This window comes from Polynucleobacter sp. IMCC30063 (assembly GCF_021395235.1).
Lineage (GTDB): Bacteria > Pseudomonadota > Gammaproteobacteria > Burkholderiales > Burkholderiaceae > Polynucleobacter.
In genome coordinates this window covers 265,250-277,976 of sequence record NZ_JAJVCQ010000001.1, presented here as the reverse complement: position 1 = coordinate 277,976, position 12,727 = coordinate 265,250, and the positions used below count along the sequence as shown (strand labels likewise).

Sequence of the window (12,727 nt, the reverse complement as noted above, 5' to 3'; positions counted from 1 at the left end):
GTACCCCTCGGAATGCTTATGACCACCTCAACCACCGCCCCAACCCAAGACACCTCACAAAGCCTTAAATTTTGCTCATCTTGTAGTCGCGAGAAGCGCTTAGAAGGTGGTACGTGGATTCCTACGAGCAATCGCAAACAGCGCTGGATTTGTGCCAGCTGCCTCTATAACCGTACTCATCGTACGGGCTCAGCTAAAACCTAACGTCGGCTTGGGTATAACTAAGGTCTACAGAGTAGGTAGGGCCTTTAGTTTAAATAAGCGCTGGATCGCGCTCAATCGACCAGCGTATTTTGTCCTTCTTACTAATACGCCCTTGCGACTGACCTCGTAAGAAGGTATCAATTTGCTCTAAAACACCTTGTAAATGATTCCGATGATTGGCTTCAATAACTAATTGGGCGCGTTCTAAGCCTGCAATTCGCACCATACTCTTCGCTACGGGATCGTATATTTTTACCTGCTGTTCGGCGTCAAAGTGGCTGGCTGCCTCTTGTTTAAGCTGCGCTAAAAATACCAATACCTTGCTTAACACTTTTCCCTCGGCGTGAATCAAGGCCTGAAAAGTAAAAGGCGGCAACTGCGCTTCTTCACGTTCAGTTGCTAACTGCGCTAAAAAACCATCGACATCATGCTGAATTAAGTATTGAAAAACAGCGGCATTTGGATGGCGGGTTTCAATATAAATTTGACTTATTTTTTCTACACCATCGCTTCGACCAGCGCGCCCAGCAACCTGAACGAGTTGTGCAAATAAGCGTTCCGGAGCACGATAATCGTGCGAATATAAACGCGCATCAGCATCTAATACGCCAACTACACGGATATTTTGATAGTCATGACCCTTCGCAATCATTTGTGTGCCGATAATAATATCGATTTCACCAGCATGCACCGCCTGCATCATATCTTCAGCGCCACGCCCCCTGCGACTACTATCAGCATCAATCCGCAAGATGCGGGCGTTTGGCCAAGCTAGGCCGATTGCATCTTCAATTTTTTGTGTTCCTTGCCCAATGGGTCGTATATCGGCATCTCCGCATTCAGGACAACTCTTAGGTACAGACTTTACCAAGCCACAATGGTGACAACTCAAAATCGGCTTAGCAGTAATTGCACCTGGCTTATGCAAGACTAAATATGCACTGCATTGCGCGCACTGTGAAAGCCAGCCGCAAGATAAGCAAGTTAAAACAGGGGCATACCCACGGCGATTAATTAGCACTAAACTTTGCTCCTGCTGCTGTAAGTTAGCATCAATTGCATTGGCCAGAGGCCTTGAAAGATGAATTTTTTTAGCACCAGCAGATTGATTATTTTTATCTTTTAAATCAATCAAGCGTATTTCTGGCATTGCACCGCCTTGTGCTCGCTGGTTTAGCTGGATTAAGTCATAGCGCCTATTGCGTGCGGCCAACCAACTTTCTAAAGAGGGTGTAGCAGAAGAAAGAACAATAGGAATGTGTAAATTATGAGCGCGCCAAACTGCTAAATCACGTGCTGAATAACGCGTACCTTCTTGCTGTTTATACGATGTATCGTGCTCTTCATCAACGACGATTGCCCTTAAGTGCGGAATGGGAGTAAGGACAGCTAAACGGGTACCAAGAATGATTTGCGCCCGACCAATTTGTGCTTCATACCAGGCCATGCCGCGTTTTTTTTCTGCCAACGCACTATGTAAGACAGCTAGTGTGTGCCCTGGAAAATGCGCACGCACACTTCTCTCTAATTGCGGGGTTAAATTAATTTCGGGCACCAAAATCAGCACTTGAGCATTTTTTTCTGCCAATATATTAGCCAGCCAATTTAAAAAAACGGCCGTTTTGCCACTACCTGTTCTGCCCTGCAATAATGTGGCGCGCAAGCCGCTCTTCTGGCTGTCTTGTTTTTGATTATTTAATTTTGTTAACGCAGCGGCCTGCTCTGCATTTAGCGCTGCCGTCAGAATGGCGCCGGTAGCCTTAGCGCTTTTGCTGCTGGAGTGGGGGCCACCATCCTGACTAATGGCCGCCTGATCCATTAGCGCAAGTTGTAGTTTTGGCCAATTTTTGGGTTTTTTCCAATATTGCGGAATACTTGGAATGAGGGTTTCGCCAAGCCCTTGAATATAGTACGTGCTGGCAAATACCATGAGCTGCATTAATTGGGGGTCTAAGGCCGGAATCGGTGCAAGTTGCGTAACTGTCTTTAATTGGGCCGGCTCTAGGGCAGTGTCATGGCTTACTTGAACCACAACCCCAACTAAATTTCCGCGGCCAAATGGTACCTCAACCAATTGGCCAATAAGGGGATCTTGCCCTAATTTTTCACTATTCCAAATATAGTCAAAGCATTGGCGCAGGGGCTTATCAATCGCAACCTGAACAATGAGGGGCTTAGTCATTACAGCGCTTTAGCGGGTTAACTTTACTTGTGGATAAGTCTGTGGATATCGCTAAGTTTGCCATTATCTTTTCATTAGCGTTCATTTTTAAAGTCTTACGTGAGGGGTGCTTTACGACTATTTATTCAATTAAAACAATTACTTAGACTAAATTATGCAGGGGTAATCTGAAGCTTCGAGCGAATCTTACTGAATTTCTTATTCTCGTGTTTGGCTGTGCATAACTATGTGCATAACTTTTCGCAATGCACCAAATTAACAGGCCAAGCGGCTCTGGTTTAGCCTACTTTCTAAGGGCTTGGGAGTGGCTTATGACCGCCTCAACTAGCGCAGAAACGTGCTCTGGGGGGGTAAATTGTGAAATGCCATGGCCCAAATTAAAGATATGCCCATCTAAGGGATGTAGTTTGGGGCGCATAGGCGGCGCTGACGCCAATCCATCGAGTATTTCACACGCTAATTGCTGAATTTGGGCGGGCTCGGCAAATAGGGCAAGGGGATCAATATTGCCTTGAAGTGCTATGGGGGTATTAGCCGCTACCAGTGCTGCGCGCGCGTGCTGCAGAGAGATAGTCCAGTCTAGACCAATGACATCAGCACCAGCTTGTGCCATATCGTTTAACCAGAGGCCACCCCCTTTGGTGAAAATAATAATCGGCACTTTTCGCCCTTGGTGCTCTCGGGGCAGCTGCGCTATTACTTCGCGCATGCTTGCTAAAGATACACTTTGATACCACTTGTCGGGCAGCATGCCGCCCCATGTATCAAAAATCATTAATGCTTGAGCGCCGGCCTCTAATTGCAAGCTTAAATATTGGGCTACAGACTGGGCATTGATTTTGAGAATCTGTGCCAGTAAGTCTGGCCGACTAAACATCATGGTTTTAGCATGACGAAAGTCATCAGCGCTTGAGCCGTCAATCATGTAACAAGCCAGTGTCCACGGCGATCCTGAAAAACCAATCAGTGGCATACGCTGCTGACCATTTTGCATTAGCGCGCGGCGAATTTCTGCAACCGCATCAAAAACATACTTCAGCTGATTCATATCCGCCACTTGCAACTTAGCTACATCATCCGCTGTGCGCAAAGGCCTTTCAAAGCTGGGGCCTTCGCCAGCGGTAAATTGCAAACCAAGGCCCATGGCGTCAGGAATAGTTAAGATGTCGGAAAATAAAATTGCAGCATCTAAGGGGTAGCGATCAAGTGGCTGAAGGGTAACTTCAGTAGCTAAACTGGGGTTCTTGGCTAGCGCTAAAAAACTGCCCGCGCGGGCGCGCGTAGCGTTGTACTCTGGCAAATAACGACCAGCTTGGCGCATCAGCCACAACGGCGTTCGATCCGTTGGCTCGCCAAGGCAGGCCTTAAGGAATCGATCGTTCAGCAAGGCTAGCTTGACAAAGAATTATTTTTTGCGCCGAAAGCGCGCAAGTGCAGCTAATTGAGCGGCGGCCATAACAAATTCGGATTGTGCTAAAGCCAAATCAAATTCGCTACCCCGATTTTGCATAGCCTCTGCCGCGCGTTTTTTAGCCTCGAGGGCTTTTGCTTCATCCAGATCGTGACCGCGAATCGCCGTATCGGCCAAAACTGTAATGTGATCGGGCTGTACCTCTAAATAGCCGCCCGCAACAAACACAAATTCTTCCTCGCCATCTACCTTCTCAATGCGCACTGATCCGGGACGAATACGGGTAATGAGTGGCGTGTGACCAGGCAAAATTCCCAGCTCGCCGCTTTCACCAGGAAGCGCAACAAAGTTGGCTTCGCCACTAAAAATGGACTGCTCAGCACTCACAACATCAACCCGAATTGTTGCCATGTTTTGTCCTTAAAGCTTCTTGGCTTTTTCAATCGCTTCGTCGATAGATCCAACCATATAAAAAGCTTGTTCTGGCAGGTGATCTAATTCGCCACTCACAATCATTTTAAAGCCACGAATGGTTTCCTTTAAAGGCACATATTTTCCCGGCGAGCCAGTAAAAATTTCAGCGACGTGGAATGGTTGCGACAAGAAACGTTGAATTTTACGCGCGCGCGATACGGCTAACTTATCTTCTGGCGATAATTCATCCATCCCCAAAATAGCAATAATATCGCGCAACTCTTTATAGCGTTGCAAGGTCATCTGCACTTCGCGAGCCACTTCATAATGCTCTTGACCAACGACCTGCGGATCAAGCTGACGACTAGTTGAATCGAGTGGGTCAACTGCGGGATAAATACCTAAAGCTGCAATATCCCTTGAGAGCACCACGGTGGAATCTAAATGCAAAAAGGTTGTCGCCGGAGAGGGATCGGTTAAGTCATCTGCAGGGACATAAACCGCTTGAATTGATGTCACTGAGCCAGTTTTAGTTGAGGTAATACGCTCTTGCAATTTCCCCATCTCTTCAGCCAAAGTTGGTTGATAACCTACAGCAGAGGGCATCCGCCCCAATAAAGCGGAGACTTCTGTGCCAGCTAATGTGTAACGATAAATATTGTCGACGAAGAACAAAATATCGCGGCCTTCATCACGGAATGCTTCGGCCATGGTTAAACCCGTTAAGGCCACGCGCAAACGATTTCCTGGGGGCTCGTTCATTTGACCAAACACCATGGCCACTTTATCGATTACATTTGACTCTTTCATCTCATGATAAAAGTCATTACCTTCACGGGTACGCTCGCCAACACCGGCAAATACAGATAATCCCGAGTGTTGTTTAGCAATATTGTTAATGAGCTCCATCATGTTGACAGTTTTACCTACTCCTGCTCCACCAAACAAGCCAACCTTACCGCCTTTAGCGAATGGACAAACTAAATCGATTACCTTAATGCCCGTTTCAAGTAAGTCTACTGAAGGGGCGAGATCTTCAAACTTAGGGGCGGGCTGATGAATTGCGCGCCGCACATCGGTTGCAATTGGACCAGCATCATCAATTGGGCGACCCAACACATCCATAATGCGGCCCAACGTTGCGGGGCCAACCGGTACTGAGATTGGTTTGCCGGTCGACTTTACTTCCATGCCGCGGCGCAAACCATCACTGGCGCCCATCGCGATCGTACGTACGACACCATCGCCAATTTGTTGTTGCACTTCAAAGGTGAGCCCCTTTTCAGCAAACGATGCTTCCCCGCTATCGACCAGAGTCAAGGCATCATAAATATTGGGCATTTGATCACGTGGAAATTGAATGTCTACTACAGGACCAATGCACTGCACGATATTGCCGTTGCTTACGTTACTCATCGTATTTCTCCGCTTTTAATTCCTAAAATTCTTTCTTGCTACTAAATAGGCTCGGCTTATACCGCCGCCGCGCCGCCAACAATTTCTGACAACTCTTTGGTAATCGCCGCTTGACGCGTTTTGTTGTATTCCAGTTGCAATTCACCAATCACATTTTTTGCATTATCCGAAGCCGACTTCATAGCGACCATGCGCGCCGATTGTTCCGAGGCTTTATTTTCAGCTACAGCTTGAAAAATTAAAGCCTCGACATAGCGTTTTAATAGACCATTGAGCACCAACTCGGCATCTGGCTCGTAAATATAATCCCATGCATGGGCTGACTGTTGCGGCTCTAAAGCACTTGGCTCGAGAGGTAAAAGTTTTTCTAACACGGGCTCTTGTTTCATGGTATTGATAAAGCGGGTATAGGCCAAATAGACCGCGTCAACTTCGCCTTTTTCAAAAGCTGTCAATTGTGCAGCGATAGAGCCAATCAAAATATCCATGTGGGGCGTATCACCCAACTGAATCACTTCGGATAGAATTTTTGCCTTAGACCGATTTAAAAATTGCAGACCCTTAGCGCCAATGGCGGTAAATTCAATTTCAATCTGGGCCTCTTGCATTTCGCGTGCCTGATTCATCACTAAGCGCAGTACATTGGTATTTAAGCCGCCACACAAGCCCTTATCAGTGCTGACCAAAATAGTGCCAATGGTTTTGACTTCACGCACCGTCATATAACTTGGGCGGTACTCGGGATTTGCTTTGGCTAAATTAGCAACAATTTCACGAATTTTTTCAGCATAGGGGCGAGCTGCACGCATCCGCTCTTGCGCACGCCGCATCTTCGAGGCGGCAACCATTTCCATGGCCTTGGTGATCTTGCGCGTATTTTGTACGCTTTTAATCTTGGAGCGGATTTCTTTTGTGCTTGCCATAGTCTATTTATGCGGCCGCGCGTTTGTAGTCTTCAACCGCTGCACGTAATGCAGCTTCATCATCCTTGCTTAAGTCTTTGGTATCTTCAATATTGGCTACTAACGCAGCATATTTGGATTTTAAAAACTCATGCAAACCTTTTTCAAAGGGCAGCACTTGCTTCACATCAATGTCATCGAAGAAGCCGTTGTTGACAGCGTAGAGTGATGCGGCCATTTGCCAAACTTGCATGGGCATGTATTGTGGCTGCTTTAGTAGTTCAGTCACTCGACGCCCACGCTCAAGCTGTTTACGCGTAGCATCATCGAGGTCGGAAGCAAATTGTGCAAACGCTGCTAACTCGCGATATTGCGCTAAGTCGGTACGAATACCGCCCGATAATTTTTTAATCACTTTAGTTTGTGCAGCACCGCCCACCCGTGATACAGAAATACCAGCATTAATAGCCGGGCGCACACCAGCATTAAATAAGTCGGTTTCTAAAAAGATTTGTCCGTCGGTAATCGAGATCACATTTGTTGGCACAAATGCAGAGACGTCGCCCGCTTGGGTTTCAATAATGGGCAATGCGGTAAGCGATCCTGTTTTACCTTTTACGGCGCCTTTCGTAAACTTTTCAACATATTCCGCATTCACCCGAGCAGCGCGCTCAAGTAAGCGTGAGTGCAGATAAAACACGTCGCCAGGGTAGGCTTCACGACCAGGCGGACGGCGCAATAACAGCGAAATTTGACGGTAAGCAACCGCTTGCTTGGTTAAATCATCATAAACAATTAAGGCATCTTCGCCGCGATCGCGGAAGTATTCGCCCATGGTGCAACCCGCGTAAGCCGATAAATATTGCATTGCCGCCGAATCGGACGCACTAGCTGCAACCACCACGGTGTACTCCATGGCACCCAGTTCGGTGAGCTTGCGCACGACGTTGGCGATAGTGGAGGCTTTTTGTCCAATAGCCACGTAAACGCAATAAACGCCTTTGCCTTTTTGATTAATGATGGCATCAACTGCGACGGCAGTTTTACCGGTTTGACGATCGCCAATGATTAATTCGCGCTGACCGCGCCCAATGGGCACCATTGCATCGATTGCCTTTAGGCCAGTTTGTACGGGTTGACTAACGGATTGGCGAGCAATCACGCCTGGCGCAACTTTTTCAATGAAGTCGCTTAATTTTGCATTAACGGGGCCTTTGCCATCGATGGGCTGGCCTAATGCATCAACCACTCGACCTAATAATTCAGGCCCTACGGGAACTTCCAAAATTCGGCCCGTGCACTTAACTGGATCGCCCTCTTTAATATGGGTGTATTCACCTAACACCACCGCACCAACCGAATCACGCTCTAGGTTTAAAGCAAGACCAATGGTGCCGCCAGGAAACTCTAACATCTCTCCTTGCATCACCCCAGACAGTCCATATACTCGGCAAATACCATCAGTTACCGAAATAACGGTACCTTGATTACGCATCTGCGTATCAATGCCTAATTCACTAATTCGGCTTTTGATCAGCTCGCTGATCTCGGAAGGGTTGAGTTGCATTGCTTACTCCTGGGTCTTAATTCGTATGTTCTTCATTAACTTATGCGCTTAGGCTAATTTGCATCTGAGCCAAGCGCGCTTTTACTGAGCCGTCTAACACTTCATCGCCAACTTGCACCCGAATGCCGCCAATTAAGCTGGGATCAAGAGCAATCGTTGGGCGCAATTCTTTGCCGCCGAAGCGCTTTTTTAGGCTGACCAATAAACTACTTAAGGCCTCGCCCTCAAGTGGAAATGCGCTAGTAATCATGACCTCTGCAGCGCCTTCGCTATGATTTTTTAATAAACTAAATTGCGCCGCTATTTCACTCAAAACACCTAAGCGCTGATTTTGATTAAGTAAGCGCAAAAAACTCAAAACCCGTTCACTTATTGGTGTTTTGGCCATGCCTACAATGAGCTGACTTAAGTCTGCGGCAGACACCTTGGGGTTATTGGCCAACAAGACCAATTCTGGTGCTGAAGCAATTTGCGCTAGCTCGTTTAGTTGAGCTGCCCACGGCGCTAAATCAGTTGGCTGAGCGCTAGCAAATAAGGCCTCAGCGTAAGGGCGGGCAATCGTTGCTAAATCAGCCATATCAAAGTTGCGCCTTCAATTGATCTAATAATGCTGCGTGGGATTTAGCATCGACTTCACGTTGCAAAATTTGTTGAGCGCCTTGTACTGCTAGGGCGGCCACCTCAAGCCGTAAAATTTCCCGGGCGCGACTCACTTGTTGGTCTGCATCTTCTTTAGCCTGCGCCAAAATTCGGGCAGCTTCGGCTTGGGCATTGGAACGAATTTCTTCGGCGGCCATTTGTGCCCGCTTTTCAGCTTCGGCAACCCGTTGTGCACCTTCTTGGCGAGCACCGGCTAATTCTTGTTCAGCAATTTTGCTAGCAGATGCCAAATCGGCTTTGCCTCGCTCTGCAGCAGCCAAGCCTTCGGCTACTTTCGTGGCGCGATCATCTAATGCCTTCACCAACGGCGGCCACACAAAGCGTGCAACAACCCACCATAGTATGAAGAAAACGATCATTTGCGCGAATAAGGTCGCGTTCAGATTCACGATGTTCCTTTCGGTATTGTTAAAAGCGGAGAGATGACCAATTTAGTCATCTAAACCGCAACAATTACTTGATGACGGCAAGCAGTGGGTTTGCAAAGGCAAACAACATTGCCACACCAACGCCGATCAAAAACGCTGCGTCGATTAAACCAGCCAAAAGGAACATTTTGGTTTGCAGTTCGTTCATCAACTCAGGTTGACGGGCTGCACCTTCAATAAATTTTCCGCCCATAAGGCCAATGCCCAAACAGGCTCCTAAGGCGCCCAAACCAATGATAAGACCGATACCGACGGCTGTCAGTCCCTGGATGTTGGCTAAAAATGCTTGCATGTTAACTCCTAAGTATTAAAAGGGGTGAGGTTGAAAAAATTAATGGTGACTATGCGCTTGGCCAATGTAGACCAAAGTCAGCATCATGAAAATAAACGCTTGCAATAAAATAACAAGTATGTGAAATATCGCCCACGCTGATCCGGCTATGACGTTACCGACAAATCCAAACATCGTCATGTCCAGACTAAAGGTCCAAATGCTACCCAGAAGCGCAATGAGCAAGAAAATTAATTCGCCTGCATACATGTTGCCAAAAAGTCGCATACCTAAGGAGACGCCCTTAGCTACATACTCAATTAAATTTAATGCTAGATTAATTGGCGCCAAATACCATTTAGCCCCAAATGGCGCAGAAATTAATTCATGCATAAAACCGCCAACGCCCTTAATTTTGAAACTATAAAAAAGCACTAACAAGAGCACTGAAAAGGATAGTCCGAGAGTGGCGTTGAGATCGGTAGTCGGCACAATTTTGTGATGGGGCACATGCAGGCCAAAACTTCCAACGAACTGATTCACGCCGACAATCCAGTCAACCGGGATAAGGTCAAGGGTGTTTAGCAAAATGATCCAACAGAACACGAATAGGGCGAGCGGGGCAATGTAAGTGCGGTTCCCATGAATAATGCTTTTGGATTGGGTTTCGACCATTTCAACCAGCATTTCCACCAATGCTTGGAAGCGCCCTGGAACTCCGGGGCTTGCACGCCGCGCAGCGATTAACAACAAGACAACCGCTAAGACGCCCATTAACGAGGTCCAAAAAACGGTATCTAAATTAATAACGCTAAAGTCAATAATTGAAGCTTGTTTGCCGCCGATATTATTGAGGTTTTGCAAATGCTCAGCAATATATGAGGTGGGCGTAATGGCTTCAGTTGCACCGTGCGATGCGACTCCATTTGCCAGATTTGCTTCGCTAGACATCTATCAACAATTCCCTGTTTCAATCATTTTGCTACCTGCTTGAAGCGCCACATAAACCAATAGCACTTCAAGGTTAAAAAATAAGTCAGCAACAACGGCAACCATTTTAAATCTGGCTGCTTGACCGCAAACCCCACAAACAAGGCTAAAGTTAAAGTGATCTTAATTAACTCGCCAGAAATCACCGCCGCCAAAAACTGCCCTGCGCTAGGCTTGGTGGAATTACTCGCGATTTGCAGCCGCAATAAAAAGACACTCGCTGGTAAAAACCCAATTAAGCCACCCACCAAAGCCGACTGAGTATAAAGGTTTATACCCAACGGGCTCCCAAAAAAACTACAAATAACCGCGCTAAGCAGTGTTACTACCACCTGACCCAAAATTATTCGCCAAGACGACAAGGCAAAAAATTGCGCGGGCTGTGCAGCCCGTAAGGCGCTCATTTCTGCTTTGCTGTAGGTCCGAAAGGCCTCTTCGGGCTCTTCCCATTGACACTTCGGCGGAAATTGATTTTTTTGGGTAATCAATTTAGCCCGCATATTTTAGTGTTACCAACATGATTGGTCAATTGATTTTGAACTTTTTGCCGGGTATTTTTTCTACACATGCGCAATACCCAACTTTTTTAGTAAGGCATCTAACTCATCAAATTGGCTAAAACGAATACAGAGCTCGCCGCCCTTACTTTTTATTTTAAATTGTGCTGCTAAGCCGATTAGATCAGCTATCTCTTGGGCTAAACGGCGTAAATCAGGATCTTTATTGGCCGCAGCTGAGGCGGAATTTACCAACGATTTTTTACTCTGCCCAATTTGACCCATAGCAATAGTGGCTGCGCTTGCCATTTTTTCTGCCTCGCGAACTGACAAGCCTTGAGCCACAATGCGTTGCGCCAAAATAATTTGGCTTGCGCCGGGTAACGGCAAGAGGGCGCGTGCGTGACCCATATCGAGCTCACCAGCCATGAGCATGGCTTGCACCGGCTTGGCTAGTTGAGAGAGACGCAATAAGTTGCTAATGGCGCTACGCGATTTGCCAACTGCCTTGGCAGCAGCCTCATGGGTAAAACCAAACTCTGCAATGAGGCGCGCCAAGCCCTGAGACTCTTCAAGGGGGTTTAAATCTTCACGCTGCATGTTCTCGATTAATGCCATTGCCGCTGCAGAGCGATCGTTCGCCATGCTAATTAATACCGGCACAGCGGATAAGCCAGCCAATTGGGCCGCGCGAAAGCGTCGTTCGCCGGCAATAATTTCATATTTGCCTGGAGCCACCTCACGCACCAATAGCGGTTGCATAATGCCCTGCTCACGAATGCTCTCAGCCAACTCTTGCAAACCCTCTGACTTAATCTGTTGACGAGGTTGATACTTGCCGGCCTGCAAAGCGGTAAGTGGTAAGGAGGCAATGCTTGATCCTGCTACCTCAGACTGATTTGTTTCGCCCAAAAGGGCATCAAGCCCTCGGCCTAAGCCTTTTTTCTTAGCAACGCTCATGGTTTCACCTCTGCTGAATTGCCCTGCATTATGTTCATTGTCTGCACCCGCTGAATCATTTCGGCACCAAACTCCAAATATGCCTGGGCACCACGGGAAGCCTTATCAAAGGTGACTCCGGGCATACCGTATGAGGGGGCTTCGGCCAAGCGCACATTGCGCGGAATAATAGAGCTAAAAACTTTATCGCCAAAATGGGCCAGTAACTGCTCAGACACTTGCTGCTGTAATGTCATCCGTGCATCGAACATCACTCGCAACAATCCTATGATGACGAGGTCTGGATTTAACTTGGCATGCACTTGTTTAATCGTATTCACTAGGTCGGATAAACCCTCTAGTGCAAAGTACTCACATTGCATTGGCACAATTACACCATTCGCTGCGCATAAGCCGTTTAAGGTAAGCAATGAAAGGGCTGGTGGGCAATCAATCAAAACGAAATCGTAGTCGTGCGCAACGCTATGCAAAGCATTTTTGAGACGCAGCTCACGCTCATCAAGATCGACCAATTCAATTTCTGCGCCAGCCAAATTACGGTTTGCTGGTAATACGTCGTAGCCAGCACTAGGGCAACGCTGCACGGCCTCTTGCACTGCTGCATGACCAATTAATACTTGATAGACTGTTTTGCTTAAGTCGCTTTTTTCTATACCGGAACCCATAGTGGCGTTACCTTGCGGGTCTAGATCTACCAATAGTACGCGTTGCTGATGACCCACCAAGCCCGCTGCTAAATTAACAGCGGTGGTAGTTTTACCGACCCCGCCTTTTTGATTGGCAACACAAAAAATTTTAGCCATAGTAAAAAAATGCTCTATAAAA

At 47.2% G+C, this 12,727-nt stretch carries 14 protein-coding genes; 1 reads left to right on the top strand and 13 read right to left on the bottom strand.

Annotated elements, in window-relative coordinates:
• The first annotated feature begins 18 nt into the window (after positions 1–18).
• Positions 19–204: a hypothetical protein gene (locus LZG75_RS01480; protein ID WP_233923314.1), complete on the top strand. Its 186-nt coding sequence runs from the start codon at positions 19–21 to the stop codon at positions 202–204.
• A 49-nt stretch (positions 205–253) separates the two neighbouring features.
• On the opposite strand, the gene priA is transcribed toward LZG75_RS01480, so the two are convergent.
• The 13 genes from priA to LZG75_RS01415 all read right to left on the bottom strand — a co-directional run bounded on the left by priA (position 254) and on the right by LZG75_RS01415 (position 12,705).
• A complete protein-coding gene (gene priA, locus LZG75_RS01475; RefSeq protein WP_233934841.1) occupies positions 254–2,386 on the bottom strand; it encodes a primosomal protein N' in 2,133 nt (710 codons plus the stop codon).
• 283 nt (positions 2,387–2,669) lie between these two features.
• Entirely contained in the window at positions 2,670–3,773 is a 1,104-nt protein-coding gene (gene hemE / locus LZG75_RS01470) for a uroporphyrinogen decarboxylase (RefSeq protein WP_233923316.1), read from the bottom strand.
• Positions 3,774–3,791: 18 nt separating this feature from the next.
• Positions 3,792–4,208, bottom strand: coding sequence for a F0F1 ATP synthase subunit epsilon (locus tag LZG75_RS01465; protein WP_233923317.1), 417 nt, complete (start codon positions 4,206–4,208; stop codon positions 3,792–3,794).
• A 9-nt stretch (positions 4,209–4,217) separates the two neighbouring features.
• A complete protein-coding gene (gene atpD, locus LZG75_RS01460) occupies positions 4,218–5,627 on the bottom strand; it encodes a F0F1 ATP synthase subunit beta (protein WP_233923318.1) in 1,410 nt (469 codons plus the stop codon).
• 56 nt (positions 5,628–5,683) lie between these two features.
• On the bottom strand, positions 5,684–6,550 hold the full coding sequence (atpG, locus tag LZG75_RS01455; RefSeq protein WP_233934840.1) for a F0F1 ATP synthase subunit gamma: 867 nt from the start codon (positions 6,548–6,550) through the stop codon (positions 5,684–5,686).
• A 7-nt stretch (positions 6,551–6,557) separates the two neighbouring features.
• Entirely contained in the window at positions 6,558–8,096 is a 1,539-nt protein-coding gene (gene atpA, locus LZG75_RS01450; RefSeq protein ID WP_233923320.1) for a F0F1 ATP synthase subunit alpha, read from the bottom strand.
• A 40-nt stretch (positions 8,097–8,136) separates the two neighbouring features.
• Positions 8,137–8,673, bottom strand: a complete 537-nt coding sequence (locus LZG75_RS01445; RefSeq protein ID WP_233923321.1) for a F0F1 ATP synthase subunit delta — start codon at positions 8,671–8,673, stop codon at positions 8,137–8,139.
• 1 nt (position 8,674) lies between these two features.
• Positions 8,675–9,145: a F0F1 ATP synthase subunit B gene (locus LZG75_RS01440; protein WP_233923322.1), complete on the bottom strand. Its 471-nt coding sequence runs from the start codon at positions 9,143–9,145 to the stop codon at positions 8,675–8,677.
• 64 nt (positions 9,146–9,209) lie between these two features.
• Entirely contained in the window at positions 9,210–9,476 is a 267-nt protein-coding gene (atpE, locus tag LZG75_RS01435; RefSeq protein ID WP_233923323.1) for a F0F1 ATP synthase subunit C, read from the bottom strand.
• 39 nt (positions 9,477–9,515) lie between these two features.
• Positions 9,516–10,406 (bottom strand): F0F1 ATP synthase subunit A, encoded by an 891-nt coding sequence (gene atpB / locus LZG75_RS01430; RefSeq protein ID WP_233923324.1) that lies wholly within the window; start codon positions 10,404–10,406, stop codon positions 9,516–9,518.
• A gap of 23 nt (positions 10,407–10,429) precedes the next feature.
• A complete protein-coding gene (locus LZG75_RS01425) occupies positions 10,430–10,945 on the bottom strand; it encodes an ATP synthase subunit I (protein ID WP_233923325.1) in 516 nt (171 codons plus the stop codon).
• A gap of 60 nt (positions 10,946–11,005) precedes the next feature.
• Positions 11,006–11,902 (bottom strand): ParB/RepB/Spo0J family partition protein, encoded by an 897-nt coding sequence (locus LZG75_RS01420; RefSeq protein WP_233923326.1) that lies wholly within the window; start codon positions 11,900–11,902, stop codon positions 11,006–11,008.
• Positions 11,899–12,705 (bottom strand): ParA family protein, encoded by an 807-nt coding sequence (locus LZG75_RS01415; RefSeq protein ID WP_233923327.1) that lies wholly within the window; start codon positions 12,703–12,705, stop codon positions 11,899–11,901. The genes LZG75_RS01420 and LZG75_RS01415 overlap by 4 nt, the downstream gene beginning before the upstream one ends.
• Positions 12,706–12,727: the final 22 nt, after the last annotated feature.